General features: G+C 64.9%; 17 protein-coding genes. 6 read left to right on the top strand and 11 right to left on the bottom strand.

The features are described from left to right. From KBY72_RS06545 to KBY72_RS06530, 4 genes are all read right to left on the bottom strand, one after another. Nucleotides 1-2337, bottom strand: coding sequence for an RNB domain-containing ribonuclease (locus KBY72_RS06545; RefSeq protein ID WP_254993290.1), 2337 nt, complete (start codon nt 2335-2337; stop codon nt 1-3). Nucleotides 2338-2472: 135 nt separating this feature from the next. Then, the gene (locus KBY72_RS06540) at nt 2473-2775 is read right to left on the bottom strand and encodes a TMEM165/GDT1 family protein (RefSeq protein ID WP_106501567.1); all 303 of its coding nucleotides are present in this window, start codon (nt 2773-2775) and stop codon (nt 2473-2475) included. A gap of 15 nt (nt 2776-2790) precedes the next feature. After that, the gene (locus KBY72_RS06535) at nt 2791-3141 is read right to left on the bottom strand and encodes a TMEM165/GDT1 family protein (protein WP_106501568.1); all 351 of its coding nucleotides are present in this window, start codon (nt 3139-3141) and stop codon (nt 2791-2793) included. Then, nucleotides 3138-3509 carry a YkgJ family cysteine cluster protein gene (locus KBY72_RS06530; protein ID WP_254960622.1) on the bottom strand — a complete coding sequence of 124 codons (372 nt, stop codon included), beginning with the start codon at nt 3507-3509 and terminating at the stop codon, nt 3138-3140. Before KBY72_RS06530 ends, KBY72_RS06535 begins: the two co-directional genes overlap by 4 nt. 85 nt (nt 3510-3594) lie before the next feature. Here KBY72_RS06530 and psb30 point away from each other — a divergent pair, with 85 nt between their 5' ends. Further along, a complete protein-coding gene (psb30, locus tag KBY72_RS06525; RefSeq protein WP_254960621.1) occupies nt 3595-3768 on the top strand; it encodes a photosystem II reaction center protein Ycf12/Psb30 in 174 nt (57 codons plus the stop codon). On the opposite strand, the gene KBY72_RS06520 is transcribed toward psb30, so the two are convergent. Next, entirely contained in the window at nt 3747-5072 is a 1326-nt protein-coding gene (locus tag KBY72_RS06520; RefSeq protein WP_254993289.1) for a chloride channel protein, read from the bottom strand. The two genes, psb30 and KBY72_RS06520, sit on opposite strands and share 22 nt — an antisense overlap. A gap of 1 nt (nt 5073) precedes the next feature. Beyond that, complete coding sequence (gene recJ, locus KBY72_RS06515; protein ID WP_254993288.1) at nt 5074-6975, bottom strand: single-stranded-DNA-specific exonuclease RecJ; 1902 nt, start codon at nt 6973-6975, stop codon at nt 5074-5076. 97 nt (nt 6976-7072) lie between these two features. Here recJ and KBY72_RS06510 point away from each other — a divergent pair, with 97 nt between their 5' ends. The 3 genes from KBY72_RS06510 to KBY72_RS06500 are packed head-to-tail and all read left to right on the top strand — an operon-like array spanning nt 7073 to nt 8987. Continuing rightward, entirely contained in the window at nt 7073-7825 is a 753-nt protein-coding gene (locus tag KBY72_RS06510) for an HAD-IA family hydrolase (protein WP_254960618.1), read from the top strand. Beyond that, complete coding sequence (locus tag KBY72_RS06505; RefSeq protein WP_254960617.1) at nt 7822-8169, top strand: DUF565 domain-containing protein; 348 nt, start codon at nt 7822-7824, stop codon at nt 8167-8169. The genes KBY72_RS06510 and KBY72_RS06505 overlap by 4 nt, the downstream gene beginning before the upstream one ends. Continuing rightward, nucleotides 8169-8987 carry a hypothetical protein gene (locus tag KBY72_RS06500; RefSeq protein WP_254960616.1) on the top strand — a complete coding sequence of 273 codons (819 nt, stop codon included), beginning with the start codon at nt 8169-8171 and terminating at the stop codon, nt 8985-8987. The genes KBY72_RS06505 and KBY72_RS06500 overlap by 1 nt, the downstream gene beginning before the upstream one ends. 17 nt (nt 8988-9004) lie before the next feature. Here KBY72_RS06500 and KBY72_RS06495 read toward each other — a convergent pair whose 3' ends face one another. Further along, entirely contained in the window at nt 9005-9184 is a 180-nt protein-coding gene (locus KBY72_RS06495) for a 50S ribosomal protein L32 (protein ID WP_106501574.1), read from the bottom strand. Nucleotides 9185-9302: 118 nt separating this feature from the next. On the opposite strand from KBY72_RS06495, the gene ftsH reads away from it, so the two are divergent. Further along, nucleotides 9303-11135 (top strand): ATP-dependent zinc metalloprotease FtsH, encoded by a 1833-nt coding sequence (ftsH, locus tag KBY72_RS06490; protein WP_254960615.1) that lies wholly within the window; start codon nt 9303-9305, stop codon nt 11133-11135. Here ftsH and KBY72_RS06485 read toward each other — a convergent pair. The 3 genes from KBY72_RS06485 to thrC all read right to left on the bottom strand — a co-directional run bounded on the left by KBY72_RS06485 (nt 11073) and on the right by thrC (nt 13699). Beyond that, nucleotides 11073-12041 carry a cupin gene (locus KBY72_RS06485; protein ID WP_254960614.1) on the bottom strand — a complete coding sequence of 323 codons (969 nt, stop codon included), beginning with the start codon at nt 12039-12041 and terminating at the stop codon, nt 11073-11075. The two genes, ftsH and KBY72_RS06485, sit on opposite strands and share 63 nt — an antisense overlap. A gap of 62 nt (nt 12042-12103) precedes the next feature. Next, a complete protein-coding gene (locus tag KBY72_RS06480) occupies nt 12104-12421 on the bottom strand; it encodes a MoaD/ThiS family protein (RefSeq protein ID WP_254960667.1) in 318 nt (105 codons plus the stop codon). Nucleotides 12422-12433: 12 nt separating this feature from the next. Beyond that, complete coding sequence (gene thrC / locus KBY72_RS06475) at nt 12434-13699, bottom strand: threonine synthase (protein WP_254960665.1); 1266 nt, start codon at nt 13697-13699, stop codon at nt 12434-12436. A gap of 133 nt (nt 13700-13832) precedes the next feature. Between thrC and KBY72_RS06470 the strand changes: the two genes are divergently transcribed. Continuing rightward, nucleotides 13833-16703 carry a UPF0182 family protein gene (locus tag KBY72_RS06470; RefSeq protein WP_254993287.1) on the top strand — a complete coding sequence of 957 codons (2871 nt, stop codon included), beginning with the start codon at nt 13833-13835 and terminating at the stop codon, nt 16701-16703. A gap of 47 nt (nt 16704-16750) precedes the next feature. Here the strand turns inward: KBY72_RS06470 and fba are convergent, their stop codons facing one another. Next, nucleotides 16751-17824 (bottom strand): class II fructose-bisphosphate aldolase, encoded by a 1074-nt coding sequence (fba, locus tag KBY72_RS06465; RefSeq protein ID WP_106501579.1) that lies wholly within the window; start codon nt 17822-17824, stop codon nt 16751-16753. Nucleotides 17825-17843 lie beyond the last annotated feature (19 nt).

The raw sequence follows: 17843 nt of genomic DNA, 5'->3' as shown, positions 1-17843 counted from the left end.
TCAGACCTCGCTCAGTACCGCGATGGGCGCGAAGGGGTCGATGTCGTCGTGGTCCTGGTTTTGGTCCTGGTTTTGGGGATAGGAGTCGGCCGTATCGCTCTCGTAGCCATCGGGCAATACCACGGCCAGATCGATCTGGTGGCGCAGGGCATCCACCTTCTGGATCTCCACCTGCACCTGGTCACCGAGCATGTAGGTGCGACGGTTTTTGCGTCCCACCAGGCGGTTTTGGCGGGAGCGGTACTCGTACCAGTCGTCCTTGAGGGAGCTGACGTGCACCAGGCCTTCCACCTGGGAAGGGGGCACCTCCACGAAGAAGCCGTAGCTCTGCACACCGCTGATTACCCCAGGAAGCACCTGCCCCACTAAGGGCTCGGCCTGGCGGGCCTGGAGCATGGCCAGCAGGTCGGCCTGCAGTTCAGATAAAAAGCGGCGCCGGCCATTGAGACGCTGCACCAGCCCATGCTCCTGAACTTCCAGGTAGGGAGTGAGCTGGCTAGGGGCCAGCAGCGGCCAGTCGATGGCGCCGTGGCAGGCATCCGATGCCAGATCGACGGTGGTTTTGTGGCGCACACTGGGGCGGTCCTTGCCCTCGGTGAGCAGCAGCACCAGCAGTTGCTGGTTCCAGAGGTCGGCGTAGTGCAGGGTTGGGCAGCACCAGGGGGCTAGGGCTGCCCCCTCTTCCAGCAGGCCGGCCAGGGCATGGGGTCCGGGGCTGGTGCTGAGCTGGATCGGTTTGAGGATGGCCTGCAGTTGCTGCTGCAGGGCCCGGCTGCGGTCGGTGCCAGCGAAGGCGGCGGCCAATTCAGCCGCACTGGCATTGCCCTCTTCGCTCAGCTCCAGCGGGATGTCGAGGGCCAGAGCAGCCCGGGCAACGTCGTTGAGGTCGCTGGGGTCCGCCAGGGCATTGGTGGCATATATCGCCGGCAGTTCCAACGTTGCCAGGTGCTGGCCTAGGGCCTGATCGGCTAGCAGCACCGCTTCGCGCATCAGGGCCAGGGGATGGTGGGGCTCCAGGCTCACAAGCCAGCCAGCTAGGGCGCTGTCGGGGCCGGGCACAGCCAGATCTCCCAGGCTGTCGATGGCGGGCAGGGGCAGGTTGAGGTCGAGGGATCCTGCCGCTTGCCGCCTTTGGCGCAGGAGGCCAGTGACAGCGATGAGCTGCTCCAGCAGGCCCAGCTGCTCCTTCAGCCCCTTGAGCGCCGCTGGCACGGTGCGGCTCTTGGGTTTGCGCTCCGCCAGGGCGTTTAGTGCTTCCAAACCGACTGCCGCCACGGGATTGATCTGGCTGCGGCTAAAGCGGTAGTGCTCAAGGCTGCCGTCAGCGCCCAGCTCCAGGGCCACCGACAGGGCTTCCTGCACCTCTCCGACCTTGAAGGAACTGGCCTTGGCCAGGGCTGGACTCAGCAGCGGTAGCCACTGGTTTCCGGTGCAGTAAGCGTCAGCCTGGTTACGAAGCCAGGTGTCCAGGGTGCTGCCGGCGCTGAAGCGCTCAGCGATGGCCGGGGTGTGCACCCACAGGGTCCAGCCGCCGTCGCGCTCCTCAATGCTCAGGGCTGGCAGAGCGGGGGCTTCCTTGCCGCTCCATGGTTCAAGCAGCAGGGTGGCTTGGGCGGTGAGGTCGATGCGCTCCTTGGCGGCCAGGGTTTTGAGGGTTGCCCGGGGTGGCTGGGGGCGGCTGTGGAGCCGGTGCTTGGTCAGCAGCAGGTCGAGGTCGGCTTCTTCCCCCCCGTTTACAGGCAGGCTGCGCGCCACGTGACCCTGAGGGGCAAATTGCCCCACCGGATAGCGGTCCACCAGCACTTCCACCACCGATGCCTGTTCGCAATCGAGATGGGCGGCGTCGCCAGCTGGCAGCTCCACCGCCGTTAGCAGGCGGTCGTCTAGGGGGGTGGCCACCAGTCGCTCATCCTGCTGCTCGACCTTGGCCAGCAGCGAGGTGGTGTGGCGCTCAAGAACGCACTGCACCCCGCCTTCGGGTGAGCGGCGACGGCCGCCTTCGCGGGTCACCTTCACCAGCACTCGGTCGCCATTCCAGGCGTGGTTGAGCTGGTGATCGCGGATGTAGATGTCTTCGCCGCCGTCTTCGCGCAGGGCAAAGCAAAAGCCTTTGCTGGAGCAACGCAGCCGTGCGGCGATCAGTTCAGGGTCTTCGCGGCGGGCGACGCCGGCCTCACTGACCTCGAGCAGGCCAAGGCGGCTGAGCCCGTCGAGGCCGATCTGAAGCTGCTGCTTTTCAGCTTTTTGGCTGATGCCCAGGGCTTTTTCCAGCTTTGTCAGCGGCAGGGCTTCCTGGGCGGGCAGCTGGTCGAGCAGGTCGGCGACCGTGAACTTCATCGATGGGAGGGCTGGTTGGCAGGGGGCCGCCCCGGAGAACCCGGGGTGCAGGGGCGGTGGCTGGACTGAAGCCGGTTGATGGCGGACTGGACTCGGAGCGATGCCCACGGCCGCCAAGGCCTTCATGGACTGATATTAGTCAGCTGACGATTCTTCGGCTTCCGGGCTGCTCGATCGCTGGATCAGGCGTGCGCCGATCACCAGAAAGCCAACCGAGGCTGCCAGCTGCAGGGCATTGGTGGGGATCACGGCGGATAGGGAGCCGCCGGCGGCTGCGCCCAGCAGGCTGGCCAGCACCAGGGCAGCGGAACTGCCGGCAAACACCGCTCCAGGGCGGGTTGAGGTGCCACTGATGGTCACGATGGCCAGCTGGGTTTTGTCTCCCAGCTCAGCCAAAAACACTGTGGCGAAGGTGGAAGCGAGCAGGGCGAAGGGCATGGCGTAGCGCTGCGGTTAGGAGAGGGGAAGGTCGGAGGGGCTGGGAACCAGGCCCAGTACGGCTTGCCGGCCCAGCCACAGGCCCAGGGCCACCATCAGGATTCCCGCCAGGCGCTCCAACTGCTGTGGCGGCATCACCTTGGCCAGCCAGCGGCCAAGTAACACCCCTACCAGGCTGGAGCTAATCAGGGCCAGGGAGGCGCCAACAAACACGACAACTGGCCTGCCTGATTGGGCAGAGAGCAGGAGGGCGGCGAGCTGGGTCTTGTCCCCAAGCTCAGCCAGGAAGACCGTGGTGAAGGTGGTCAGGAAGGCGGCACCCCAACTGCCTGCCCGGTTGGCGCTTGGATCGGGTTCGCTGCTCATAAACGCTTCCGTATGGCACGCCTAAAGCGTTTCATTACCCTGCCACGGCCTCCGTATTCACTGCGGATCTGCTGCAGGCAGCAGCCAATAGCCAGGCGGTCGCCGGCGCCTGGATCGTCAACCGTGCCAAACAGCTGCACCAGGTTGGCCACGTTGCAAAAGTCAGGTCGGTCCGCATAGATGCGGCAACTACGCGCGCCGGTGTTGAAGTTGATGCACCAGCCATCGGGGCCAACCATGGCCAGATACTGCTCCTGCTGCTCTGGGCTAAGCGCCTCGATTGCTTCCTGACGCAGACTGGGATCCAGCCGGCAGCAGGCTCCGCAGCCGGTGATGCATCCCCAATGGGCCCGATCGTCCCTGGCCATCCCCCTGCAGCGATTAACTCCATTCAGCCACAGCTCAAGGCTCTACTGCCGCTGTGACAAGCCGTCACAGAGCCTGCCGGCAGGCATGGGCCGCTGGGATCGACCCCTAACCTGTGCCCACAGCGACTACTGCTCTACGGCAGCAATCTCCATGGGTATCGACTTCCACCTGATCGCCAATTTTGCCGCCCTGGCGCTGATCACCCTGGCTGGTCCTGCCGTGATCTTCGTGCTCTTCTACCGCCGCGGCGCACTCTGATCGCCACTTCGGCCGAGGTTCCAGAGGGCGTGATAAATCGGCTCAGGCTGGATCTGGCGGCCCACATAGGCACCCACCACGGCGCTCAGCAGGATGCCGAAGAGCCACTGCTGATCCCCTGCCATGCGCAGGGCAAACAGCACCGTCATCAGGGGCAACTGGGTAGCCCCGGCTAGGGCTGCCGCCATACCTAGGGCCAAGCCAAGCTCGCTGCTGTCCCCAAGCAGCTCCAGGCTGCCGCTGCCAAACAGGGCCCCAATGGCGAAGGCTGGATCAATCAGGCCCCCGGGTATTCCCGCTGCCAAGGCCAAAATCGGTGCCACCAATCGGGCTGCCACCACCAGCAGCCAGCCGATCACGCTGAGGGGCGAGCCTGGCACCGGCAAGCTGCCGCGACCTTCAAGCAGCTGAGCCATCAGGGCTTCGCCATCACCACCGCTCCAGCCACCGCTGGCCAAGGCGATCAGGCCAAGGGCCAATCCCAGCCCCAGCCCCCAGGCCAGGGGCCGCTGCCGTACTCGCTGGCGCAGCAGGGCCGAGCTCTGCCAGAGGATGCGGCTGAATAGGCCGCCCAGCAGGCCGCCACCCACCCCGACGGGCAGGGCCCATAGCAGTTGCTGCCATTCCGGCTGGGTGGTCTGAACCATGCCCAGGGTGAAAAGGGGTGTGCCAGCGAGATTGCTCACCAGGGCTGCTGCTGAGCAGACCACCACTGCCGGCCACAGCACGGCTGTTTGGAAGCGTCCGGTGAGTTCTTCCACCACAAACACAGCTCCCATTAGCGGGCTGTTAAAGCCCCCCGCTAGGCCGGCGCCGGCGCCGATTGCCATCAGGCTCTGGGTGCTGAGTTTGGCCAGCAAGCGGGGGAAGCGTTGCCGCAGGCCGTGGGCCACTGCCGCTCCCAACTGCACCACGGGGCCCTCGCGGCCGAGGGGCATCAGGGCCAGGCTGGCCGCCGACCAGATGCAGAGCCGCGCCACGGTGGCGAAGGGTGCCATCAAGGCAGCGGCCTGCTCGGGATTCTCGAGGCTCTCGATTGTTTGGGGTATGCCCGAGCCCGCACCCCGGCCCCAGGGGCCGGCCTGAAGCCAAAGCAGCGCTGGCATCACCAGCACCGGCGCCAGGGCTATCGCCAGGCCCTGCAGCGTCCAGGCCCCGCCGGCAAAGTTGGGCAAGCGCTGCAGCAGCAGCTCCTGGGCGTGATCCACCAGATTCAGGGGCCAGCAAGCCAAGCCCACCAGCAGCCCTAAAAGCAGGAGCTGCAACAGGAAGTGGAGCTGGCCGCGGTTTAGGGGTAAGGACATCTCAGGCGACCAGGCCCAGGGCCAGGGCCGCATCCTGCATCAGGCCTCTTACGTAGGGGTGGTCGTGGCTGGCGCCCTCGGCGCTTGTGAGTTCGTCGCCGGCCGCATTGCGCACCACCAGCCCAGCCCCCTCGCGGCGACACCAGTAGGTGCGGTTGTGGTGCTGCAACACCACCTCACCACCATCAACGGCTCCACCAGCGCTGGCTCGCAAGCCCACCAGCTCCAGCTGTAGCCGCTCCTCCCCCTGCCAGGAGTCCAGCCGCAGGCGGTAGGCCACATCCAGCAAGGCCGGCAGGTTGGTTTCACCCTGCCAGCGCCAGCCCATGGCGCGCAGGCTCGCCTCGCCCTGGCGCAGCTCCAGTTGCAGGTGGCCGCCGCGCAACAGCTTCTGGGTCGCCACCTGGCAGCCCTGGCTCCAGAATACGGGCTGGGGGTGGCCGATGCCGAAGGGCTCGAGCCGTTGCAGCTGGCGGTAAAAGCTGCGGTTGATCTGCTCGAAGCTGAGCAGGGCTTCCGGTTCTACCGGGGTGCCATGGCCTGCCTGCTGCAGCCAGGTTTGGGCCAGTTGGTTGAGCTGCTCGTGCAGGGCGGCCACCTGCTCGGCGCGCACGGTGAAGCCCCCGGCGGCGGGGTGGCCGCCGAAGCGCTCCAGCAGGGATGCGCACTGCTGCAGGGCCCCGTCCACCGCAAAGCCCCGGGGAGCCCGCACCGAGGCCCGCAGGCGGCCGTTGCCCTCGCCAGCGAGCAGGGCGGCGGGCAGGCCGAAGCGCTCCACCAGCCGGGCGGCCACGATGCCGATCACGCCGTGGTGCCAGTGGTTCTGGGCCAGCAGCAGGAAGGCCGGGCGCTGGGGACCATCGGCCTCGAGCAGGGCCAGGGCCTCGGCTTCGATGGCGGTGCAGAGGTCGCGGCGTTGGCGGTTGAGCGCCTCGCAATCGCGGGCCAGGGCCAGGGCCCGGCTTGGATCTTCGGTGGTGAGCAACTCCACCACCAGCTGGGGATCCCCAAGTCGGCCGACGGCGTTGATCCGCGGCGCGATCTGGAAGCCCACCGCCTGGGCATCGAGGGGCGTCTCGTCGAGGCCCGCTAGCTGTTGCAGGGCCTGGAGCCCCACCAGGGGGCTGCGGCTCAGCTCGGGCAGGCCGTCGATCAGCCAGCGCCGGTTTACCCCCACGAGCGGAGCCATGTCGGCGATCGTGCCGATACAAAACAGATTGAGAGCAATCTGCTGGCCGTCGGTGTGCCGCAGGCTTTGGCAGAGCGCCGCCGCCAGCACATAGGCCAGCCCCACCCCCGCCAGGCCCCGATAGGGGGATCCGGGCGGGGTGCGCTGGGGATGCAGCAGGGCCAGGTGCGGTGGCAGCGGATCGGGAATCGTGTGGTGGTCGGTGAGGATCGCCTCGACGCCAAGGGCTTTGGCCCGCTCCAGTGCCTCAAGGGCAGACACCCCGTTGTCGACGGTCACCAGCAGGGCGACCCCCTGCTCCGCCAGCTTCTCCACCATGGCGGCGTTGAGGCCGTAGCCGTCATCCATGCGGCTGGGGATCGCCGCGATCGGCCTGGCGCCAAGGCGCTGCAGCACCCCCACCAGCAAGGCCGTGCTGGTCATCCCGTCGGCGTCATAGTCGCCGCAGATCGCCACCGCTTCCCCCTGGCTGCAGGCGCGCTTCAGCCGCGCGACGGCCTTGGCCAGGTCGGGGAAGTGGCGCCCGGCCGCCGGTGCTGCCTCCGGATCCAGCAGGGCGGCGATTGCCTCCGGGCTGGTGAAGCCGCGGCGGCTGAGCAGCGCCAGCAGCGGTTCGGGCAGGGGATCGCTGGCCGGGGCCGCCTGCAGGGCGCCAGGCGCCAATGGAGCGGGCAGGTGCCAGCGTTGCTCGTGGAGGGCAGGCAGCAACGACATAACAACCGGTACCAAGTCATTGTGCGGGACCTGCCTCTAGGCCGCATCCCCCAGAAGCGATGAGCCCTAGCCTGATGAGCCCTGGTGCGAGCAGCTGATGGCCCTGCAAGCCCTGCTCTGGGATGTCGACGGCACCATGGCGGAGACCGAGCGGGATGGCCATCGCTTGGCCTTTAACCGCGCCTTTGCCGACGTTGGCGTGCCCTTGCATTGGGATGCCGCCTGCTATGGCGAGCTGCTGGCCATCAGCGGTGGCGGGGAGCGGATCACTTTTGCTCTCACGGAGCTGCTGGGCGAGCCGCCACCGCCAGAGATGGTCGCTGAGCTGCAGGCCCGCAAGCAAGACCATTACGGAGCTCTGGTGGCCGCCGGCGAGCTGCGGCTGCGCCCCGGGGTGGCTGAGCTGATCGCTGCTGCTGGCTCGGCTGGCCTGAGCCAGGTGATCGTGACCACCAGCGGTCGCGCCGCGGTGGCGGCGCTGGCGGAGCACCTGCTGGGGGGGCTCTGCCAGCACTTCGCCTTCTGGGTGTGCGGCGAAGATGTGGCCCGCAAGAAGCCCGATCCGGAGGCCTACCGGCTGGCCCTGCAACAGCTGGGCTACCCCGCCAGCACGGCGCTGGCCCTGGAAGATTCCGGCAATGGTCTTGCGGCTGCCGCTAGCGCCGGACTGGCCTGCCTGCTCACCCTTAGTCACTACGGCAGTGCGGAACCGCCGCAGCGCTTTGCGCGGGCGCGGGCGGTGGTGGATCAGTTGGGCGCCGGGGCGGCCGTGCTGCGGGGGCCCGCTTGTCAGGGCGGGCAGATCACGCTCTCCTATGTCCAGGCCTTGCTGGAGGATTCGCCCACGTGACGCGTTCGAACCTGCAGCTCACCCGCTTCAATCGGGCTATCGAGCGGCTAGTAGCCCAGCTGCTGGGCAATCTGCGAGGCAATTGGCGCCTGCGCAGCAGCGTGGTTTTGGCCCTGCTGCTGGGCTTCTACGCCGGCAGCAATCTCACGGCATACGTGCTGCTGCATATTCCCGGTGGGCGCCCGATGGCGGTGCTCACAATGGTGTTGCTGGTGGAGCTGGTCGTGCGCGTGCGCGGCCGTTTGGTTCGAGCCACGCCCGGACTCGGCTGGGTGCTGGTCGACAACCTGCGCATTGGCATGGTGTACGCAGTGGTTATTGAGGCCTTCAAGCTCGGCACCTGATGGATTCCCAGCTAGAGCGGAGATTTGTGCAACCCCTGCTGGCCCAGTTGCAGCTGCTGGGCCGCAGTGGCCAGCGCGCGGTGCTGGCCCTCAATGGGCCGGTGGGAGCTGGTAAATCCACCATGGCTCGAGTGCTGCAGCAACGGGCCGCCGGCCTGGGGCTGGGGCTGGCAGTGGCCTCAATCGACGACTTTTACCTGCCCTGGGAGCAGCGGCAACGAGCGCTTGAAGGCAACCCTTTTGGCGTATCCCGGCTGCCGCCGGGCTGTCATGACGTGGCCCTGGCGCTGGATTGTCTCGACGTCTGGCAGGCCGGCGGAGCCCTGCGGCTGCCTCGCTTTGACAAGACCCTGCGGGGTGGACTGGGTGACCGCTCTGCTGAGGAGCTGGTGGAAGCGGAGGTGTTGCTGTTGGAGGGCTGGCTACTCGGTTGCCGCTCCCTGGGCAGGGAAGCCCTTGCCACTATTGAGCCCCCTGCCGGGCTGAATGCCGAGGAACTCGCCTGGCTGCCCCACTGGGACCAAGCTCTTGAGGCCTATCAGCCGCTTTGGCAGCGCTGGGCCCAGCTATGGCTGCTGCGTCCCCAAAGCTGGCAATCACCGCGACGTTGGCGCCTGCAGGCGGAAGCAAAACAGCGCCGCCGAGGCGAAGCCTGGTTGCCAGCGACTGAGCTGGATCGCGTGGTGCGCGCCAGCCTTTGTTCCCTGCCCCCATCCCTTTATCAGGATCCCCTGCTTGAGCTAGCCAGTGGTTACGCAGTGCTGGACAGCCGCCGCCGCTGGATTGGTGGCAGCTGCTGCGTTAGCTCAGAGACCTAATTGATTATTCGGGACGATCAGCTTTCGCCGTCGTCGCCTTCCTCATCTACCGGATAAATGAAGCCTTGGGCCTTGCCGCTCAGCACTGCCTTGCCTATGGAAAGAGCTTTCTGAGCTGCCACTGCCGCCTTGCCCTTCCAGGTGGCATGGCGCTGATTGCGCTTGCCCTGGGAAGTTTTCTTCTTAGGAACAGCCATTCCGGCCTACTACATCAAACCAAGATCTTCCGTTGTCGCCTGGCCTTTCGTCAAATCGCTAAGCTCAGTGCAAAGACAGAACCTAGTGAGCGACAGCATTTCTCCAATTGGGCAATCCATGCGGTTGAACGGACTATCGCCTCGCGACCCTGCTCCCTCCTACAGCCAGTTGCTGAAGGATCTTCAGGCGGGCAAGGTCAAGGATCTGGAGTTGTCGTTGCGGCAGCGGGAAGTGCGGGTGCGCTTCGACGACGGACGCCAGGCCACGGTGCCGGTATTCAGTAACGATCAGCTGCTTTTGCGCACCGCCGAGCAGGCGAAGGTGCCCCTCAACGTGCGCGACGACCGGGCTGATGGCGCCACGGCTGGTCTGGTGGCTAATGGCTTGTTGGTGCTTTTGCTTTTGGCTGGACTTGCTCTCCTGATCCGTCGCTCGGCCCAGGTGGCCAATCGGGCCATGGGCTTCGGCAGCAGTAAGCCCCGGTTGCAGGAGGAGGGCGGCGTGGCGGTGCGATTTGAGGATGTGGCCGGAATCGGTGAGGCCAAGGAGGAGCTGCAGGAGGTGGTCACCTTCTTGAAGGAGCCGGAACGCTTCACCGCCGTGGGCGCCAAGATCCCCAAGGGTGTGCTGCTGGTGGGGCCACCAGGCACTGGCAAAACCCTTTTGGCCCGAGCCATTGCCGGTGAGGCCGGCGTGCCGTTTTTCTCGATGGCCGCTTCCGAATTCGTTGAGATGTTCGTGGGGGTTGGTGCCAGTCGGGTGCGAGACCTATTTCGCAAGGCCAAAGCCAAAGCGCCCTGCATCATTTTCATCGACGAAGTAGATGCGGTCGGTCGCCAGCGAGGTGCTGGTATCGGTGGCGGCAACGATGAGCGGGAGCAGACCCTCAACCAGCTCCTCACCGAGATGGATGGTTTCGCGGACAACTCCGGAGTAATTCTGCTGGCGGCCACAAACCGACCTGATGTGCTCGATAGCGCCTTGATGCGGCCCGGTCGCTTTGACCGCCGCATCACCATTGACTTGCCAGATCGCCGCGGCCGTGAGGCGATCCTTGCGGTCCATGCCCGTAGCCGCCCCCTGGCTGGGGCGGTGTCGCTTTCGGCCTGGGCCAGCCGCACCCCGGGTTTTTCTGGGGCCGATCTGGCCAACCTGCTCAACGAGGCAGCCATCCTCACGGCACGCCATCACCAGAGCGAGATCGACGACGGCGCCCTAGCCGGTGCCCTCGAACGCATCACCATGGGCCTGACGGCGGCACCGCTGCAGGACAGTGCCAAAAAGCGGTTAATTGGTTATCACGAGGTGGGCCATGCCCTACTCACCACCTTGGTGCCGAAGGCCGATCCCCTCGACAAGGTGACCCTGCTGCCGCGCTCAGGCGGAGTTGGCGGCTTTGCCCGAATGATGCCGGACGAGGAGATCCTCGACTCCGGGTTGATTAGCAAGGCCTACCTGCAAGCCAGGCTTGTGGTTGCTTTGGGTGGCCGTGCAGCCGAGCTGGTTGTTTTTGGTCCCGCTGAGGTGACCCAAGGTGCCAGTGGTGATCTGGATATGGTCACCCGCATCTGCAGGGAGATGGTGACTCGCTACGGCTTCTCCAGTCTTGGCCCGGTGGCCTTGGAGGGGGATGGGGCTGAGGTTTTCCTCGGCCGCGATTGGTTGCGTTCCGAGCCGCCCTATTCGCGAGAAACCGGCAATCGCATCGATGGCCTGGTGCGCGAACTGGCTAGCTCAGCCCTCGACCAGGCCGTGGCCTTGCTGCAGCCACGCCGCGCCCTAATGGATGAGCTGGTCGAAATGCTGATCCGAGATGAAACCATCGAAGGTGAGGCTTTCAGATCGGTGGTGACAAGCCATGAGGCGGCCCATCCGCAGCCGGCTGGCTCAGCCGTTGCCCTGCAGGCCACCGGAAAAGCGGATGTCGAGGCTGCGCAAGTAGGTGTGTAGGCCCGAATCCTGAATCGGCAGCAACCGGGACATCCGCTCGCTGCTGTTCACATGGGCGTGCCAGTAGCCCGGCGGTGTGATGAAGGCCCCACCGGACTGCCAGTCGATGCGGCTGGGGTTGGCGATGGAGCCGCTGGCATCGAGCTCCGTTCCCACCAGGGTGTAACAGCCCGGGTCGCAATCGATGATTAGATCAAGAGCCACCGATTGGTGCCGGTGTGGTGGCTGGATGGCGCCAGCAGGCACCACTCCGAGCATGGCCCAAAGGGTGTGGGTCACGGTGCGACTTTGGGGCAGATCGCTGTTAGCCAGCAGCAGGCTCAGCCGGTTGCTGCGTGCAGAGCTGGGATCGGCGAGTAGCTGATCTAGTTCGCGCTGCAGCAGGGCGGCGGGGTAGTGGGTTGGCTCGAAGCGGGCGGTGCTGGCCTTGACGCCGAGGTGGCTGAGCAGGGGGCCGTCGTGCACCCAGTAAAGAACGCTGGTGGCCTTTGCAGTTAGCAGGGGGGGCTCGCCAGCTGGCAATACAAAAAGATCCCCAGCGCTCCAGTCAAGCTGCGGCGTGCCAGCACGCTTGAGGCTGCCCGATCCTTGCAACACATAAAACAGCAAGCTGGTGGCGTTCGCCGCTGCCTTGAGGCCTTCACCAGCTTCGATGCGCAAAAAGTTGGCCGATAGGCCAGGGCTGGTGGCCGGGGCGCTACAGCCGAGCTCGCTGCTGAGATCGAGAGGCAGAACCGCCGTGGGCCCTGACTGGTGCAGGGCTGGGTCCCATTGGCGTAGGGGGATAGGTTCGGTTAGCCCTGCTCGCACCGGATTGGCAGCCTGGCGGTAGTCGAACAGCTCTGCCTTGGCTTGCCACTGGGCAGAGCCGGTAGTGGGGATCGACTGGATCGGGGCCTGGGTCATTGCTCTGGCTCCTCGCGGGATCTGAACACTATTAAGAGTTGGCTCGAGCCCGGAGGCTTCGGTCAGCCGCCGGCCACGGCGGGAACAATCGAAACCTCATCGCCGTCGCTGAGGCTGGTGGCCTGGTTGTCGAGGAAGCGGATGTCCTCACTGTTTACGTAGACGTTGAGGAAGCGGCGCAATTTGCCGGCCTCATCGCACAACCGACCCTTGATCCCCGGATAGCGGCCCTCGAGGGCATCGATCAGGCCATCCACGCTGGAGGCATCAAGATCCACGCTGGCCTCGTCGTTGGTGAACTTCTGCAGGGGGGTGGGGATCAGAACCTGAACTGCCATGGCGGGGATTGGAGGGGCGTGGGGAATGGCTGGGGTGATCAGTGCTAGTGGTGATCACCCCTGGTGGGAGGCTTGCGCTTTTGCCCAGGCCGCTTTGAAGCTGTCGAGCTGGGCCTCAATCAGGTAGGGCTCGCCGATGGAGGAGGCGATCGCCTCAGTCGTCTTGAGACCGTTGCCGGTGATGTAAGCCACGGTGGTTTCGTCAGGATTGATCTTGCCCTGCTCCACCAGCTTCTTCAGCACGGCGATGGTGGTACCGCCTGCGGTTTCGGTGAAAACGCCCTCGGTTTCAGCCAGCAGCTTGATGCCCTCGATGATCTCGGGGTCGCTGACGGCGGCGATGCTGCCGTTGGTCTTCTTGGCGATGTCGATGGCGTAGGGGCCGTCCGCCGGGTTGCCGATGGCAATCGATTTGGCGATCGTGTTGGGCTTCACCGGCGTGATGAAGTCCCGGCCTGCCGCGAAAGCCTGGGCGATCGGGGAGCAGCCCTCGGCCTGGGCGCCGCTGAAGCGCACGTGCTTCTCCTCTACTAGCCCCACCTTGATAAATTCATCAAAACCCTTGCGGATCTTGGTGAACAGGGAGCCCGAGGCCAGGGGCGCCACGATGTGGTCTGGCAGTTGCCAGCCCAGCTGCTCGATCACCTCGTAGCCCAGGGTTTTTGAGCCCTCGGAGTAATAGGGGCGCAGGTTGATGTTGACGAAGCCCCAGCCGAAGGTGTTTGCCACCTCGGAGCAGAGGCGATTCACCTGGTCGTAGTTGCCATGCACCGCCATCAATGTGGGGTTGTAGATCAAGGTGCCCAGCACCTTGCCCAATTCCAGATCGCTGGGGATGAACACGCAGCAGTCGAGGCCGGCGTGGGCGGCGATTGCGGCGGTGGAGTTGGCCAGGTTGCCAGTGGAGGCGCAACTCACCGTGGTGAAGCCCAGCTCCCGGGCGCGGGTGAGGGCCACACTCACCACCCGGTCCTTAAACGAGAGCGTCGGCATGTTGACGCCGTCGTTCTTGATGTAGAGGCTCTTGAGGCCGAGTCGCTTGGCCAGGTTGCCGGCTTTGAGCAGTGGCGTAAAGCCCGTACCTACATCAATTGGATCGCCTTCAATCGGCAGGAATTCGCGGTAGCGCCAGATAGAAGCGGGCCCCGCCTCGATCGTGGCCCGGCTAACCCGATTTTTGATCGCCTCGTAGTCGTAGACAACTTCCAGCGGTCCGAAGCAGACGTCTTCGCAGACGTGGCGAGCGCTCGCTTCGTAGGGATGGCCGCATTCCTTGCAGCGCAATCCGGTGAAGGTGGAGCGGGAGAGGGTGGCAGTCACAGTCACGCCAAGTGTTGACAGTAAGTTAGCAGCGGTGGAACCGGGACTTCTTAATACCCGATCTTGGAGCTCGGGTATTGACTCTTCCTTCTGGGCCCCTTGACCTGGGGGGTTCACTTCTTAGCCTCCGATGGTGACAGCACCCTCCCCGCGCTTCTCCGCTGAAAGCCTCTTAGGCGCTCTGCGCTGGCTGGCCGCACTAGCCCTGCTGTTCGGCTTGCTGCTCTTGTTTGCCAGGCTCGGCATTGAGAGGCTCTGGTTTGCCCAGTTCGGGGCTGAGATGGTGGTGATGCGCCGCTGGCTGCTCCAGCTGCTGGGCTTCGCCGTTGTGATGGGCCTGGGTGTTCCTCTCCAGCTGCAACAGCTGAATCGCTGCTGGCGTCTGCGTCAGCAGGCTGCCAGCAAAGACCTGCCCAAATCCCCCCTAGTCGTGCTCGGGCAGAGGCGGCTGCTGCTCGTTCTTGGAGTCTTGCTTTTGCTGCTGGCGGCAGGACTCACCTATCTGATGGTGCAGGCCAGGGACCTTATTGCCGCTCCCTTCAGTGGCCAGGTGATCACAGGCATTCCCGTGTTGGCCGATCTCAGGCCTCTGGTCGTGGTGGCCCTGGCGGCGGGGCTGCTGGTGCCGTTGCTGCTTTGGCCCCTCACCACTCTGCGGATCAGCTTAGCCACGGCCCTGGCCGGCTCTGCCACGGCGCTGGCTCGGGGTTGGAGCCTCTGGCTGCCTGCTCTCCTGGCGGTGCCTTTCCACGAGGTCGACCCAGTTACGGGATTTGATCTGCGCTTTACCGTGCTGCAGCTGCCGGCGTTGCATCTGCTGATCAGTGTGGTGATGGCCCAGGCCGTTGTTGGCCTGGCTGGCTGTCTCTGGCTGACCTGCACAGAGGGCACGAGCCTCTCGGAGCTCCGCTTTCCAGGACTCAGCTCCCTGCAGCAGCGAGTGCTGCAGCCCCAGTTTGCGGTGCTGGCTCTGATGGCGGCCTTCAGCAATGCTCTCTCGCCCTTCGATCTGATGGTGCAGGGCAGTGGGGTGGCCTCGGGAGCGGGATTTGTGGATCTGCATGTGCGCCTGCCCCTGCGTCTGCTGTTCAGCGGGCTGCTCCTACTCACGGCCCTGGGGCTGCTGGTGCCGCTGCCCAAGGGGTGGCTGCGTCGTGGTGCCCTAATTCCTCTGGCGTTAACGGCCCTGGCCGTGCCGATCACCGAGTGGATTGTGGCTCCCTTGGTGCAGAGGTTCTTGGTGCAGCCGCGGGAGTTGGTCCTTGAATCCCCCTATCTTGCGCGGTCCATTGCGGCCACGCGGCAGGCGTTCGGCCTTGAATCCGTTCAGACGCTTACCCTCCAGCCCCGCCAAAACCTCACCGCCGCCGATCTGGCGCAAGCGCCGGGCACCCTGGCCAACATCCGCTTGTGGGACAGCAAGCCCCTGCTGGAGGCCAACCGCCAACTCCAACAGCTACGCCTCTACTACCGCTTTCCCTCCGCGGCCGTCGATCGCTATCCCCTGGGCAGCGATCCGGCCCGCCAGGGCTCCCAGATGGTGTTTATCGCTGCCCGGGAACTCGATACGGGAGCCCTACCTAAGGACTCCCGCACCTGGTTGAACCGCCATCTGGTTTTCACCCATGGCTACGGCTTCACCGTCAGTCCTGTGAATGCCTTCGGTCCCGACGGGCTGCCGCTGTATTTCGTCAAGGACCTGGGGCGGAGCGGCAGGGTGCAGGGCATCCCCCAACTGGGCCTGCCTGACTCCACCGTGCGCCAGGCTCTGCCTGTGGGACGGCCCCGCCTGTATTTCGGCTCGGCCAAGGCGCCCTATGTGATTGCCCCCACCAAGGTGCGGGAGTTCGACTACTCCGAGGGGGAGCTGAACATCTATTCCCACTACGGCGGTGCCGGGGGCGTGGCCATTTACGGTCCCCTGGAGCGTCTGATGGCAGCGGCCTATCTGCCAGAGCCGCGGCTGTTGTTCACGGGGTCCTTGCAGCCAAATTCGCGGCTGCTGCTCCGCCGCCAGGTAAGTGAGCGCCTTGCAGCCCTGGCGCCGTTTCTGCGCTTCGAGAGCCAGCCTTACCTCGTCACGGCCAGGGTGCCGTCCACCCCCGGCTACGACCCCGATCAGCACCAGTACTGGCTGCTCGATGGTTTCACCAACAGTCGCAGCTACCCCTATAGCGATGCCAACCCCTCCGGTATCCGTTATCTACGCAATCCGGTGAAGGCCGTGGTTGACGCCCATAGCGGCAAGGTTTGGCTCTATGTAAATGATCCCAGTGATCCGATCCAGCGCACCTGGCAGAAAGCGTTCCCTGAGCTGTTCAGACCGCTCTCAGCCATGCCGAAGTCGCTGCTGGCCCACATTCAGGTGCCTCAAAGCCAGTTTCAGGTGCAGGCCGAACGGCTGCTGCGTTACCACGTAACCGATGTGCGCACCTTCTACAGCGGAGATGACGTCTGGTCGGTGCCGCTGGAGATCTACGGATCCTCGAATACGCCGGTGCGCCCGTATCACGTGACGGTGCAGCTGCCGGGAGAAAGCAAGCCGGAATTCGTTTTGCTGCTCCCCTTCTCGCCCTTGAAGCGTCCCAACATGGTGGGTTGGTTGGCTGTCCGCAACGATCCCCCCAACTACGGCCAGCAGCTGCTGGTTCGCTTCCCCCAGCAGCGCCTACTTCTGGGGCCGCAGCAGATCTCCTCACTGATCGAGCAGGATCCCGCCATCAGCTATCAGTTCGGCCTTTGGAACCGGGCTGGCTCCAGCGTGATCCACGGCAATCTGCTCGTGCTGCCGGTGGGTCGGGGGCTGTTGTATGTGGAGCCCATCTACCTGCAGAGCAAGAACAACAACCTGCCCACGCTGGTGCGGGTGGTGGTGACGGACGGCACCAACTTCGTGATGGAGCGCAATCTTCAGGATGCCCTGGCCAAGCTCGTGAGCAGCAAGAATGGGGTGGTAACTGGCCGCTCACTGACCCTGGCCGGTACTGCTGGCCGGAGCCAATAAAAAAGGGGGCCCCGTGTGGGGCCCCTGGAATCCGATCGCTGGCCAGATCAGGCTGCGACTGCTGCCTTGGGGTCAAGGGCGCCCTTGGCGTAGAGGCCAGCGTAGTAGTTGATGTCGCGCTGCTTGATCTTGCTGGCGTTGCCTGCACACCAGAACTGCTGATAACGATCCAGGCAAACCTGCTTCATGTACTGGCGGGCAGGCTTGTTGAAGTGGCGGGGATCGAAGTTGGCGGGATCCTTGAAGGCCGCTTCCCGAACAGCTGCGGTGAAGGCCAGGCGGTTATCGGTGTCGATGTTGACCTTGCGCACGCCATTGCGGATGCCCTCCTGGATCTCTTCGACGGGCACGCCGTAGGTCTCGGGGATGGCGCCGCCAAACTTGTTGATCATGTCCAGCCACTCCTGGGGAACCGAGGAGGAGCCGTGCATCACCAAGTGGGTGTTGGGGATCGCTTTGTGGATCTCGGCGATGCGGCTGATGGCCAGCACTTCACCGGTGGGTTTGCGGGTGAACTTGTAGGCGCCGTGGCTGGTGCCGATGGCGATTGCCAGGGCGTCAACTTTGGTTTTGGCGACGAAATCGGCCGCCTCGGCGGGGTCGGTGAGTAACTGGCTGTGGTCGAGCTTGCCCTCAAAGCCGTGGCCGTCCTCGGCCTCACCCATGCCGGTTTCCAGGGAACCCAGGCAACCCAGCTCGCCTTCCACACTCACGCCGATGGCGTGGGCCACGTCGACCACCTCTTTGGTGACAGCCACGTTGTACTCGTAGCTGGCGGGGCTTTTGGCGTCTGCCATTAGCGAGCCATCCATCATCACCGAGGTGAAACCGTTGGCGGCAGCACCAAAGCAGGTGGCAGGGCTGTTGCCGTGGTCCTGGTGCATCACCACCGGGATGTCGGGATAGGTTTCGACTGCGGCCAGGATCAGGTGGCGCAGGAAATTTTCACCGGCGTACTGGCGGGCACCGCGGGAGGCCTGCAGAATCACCGGAGAGTCGGTCTCACTGGCCGCCTCCATGATCGACTGCACCTGCTCCAGGTTGTTTACGTTGAAGGCAGGGATGCCATAGCCGTTCTCAGCGGCATGGTCGAGCAGCAGCCGAAGCGGAACGAGCGCCATGGGAAAACCTCTCGGGGGC

Source organism: Cyanobium sp. BA5m-21, from assembly GCF_024346235.1.
In the GTDB taxonomy this organism is placed as follows: Bacteria; Cyanobacteriota; Cyanobacteriia; order PCC-6307; family Cyanobiaceae; genus Cyanobium_A; species Cyanobium_A usitatum.
The sequence above is the reverse complement of the archived record's forward strand: the minus strand, read 5'-3'. Positions and strand labels throughout refer to the sequence as shown.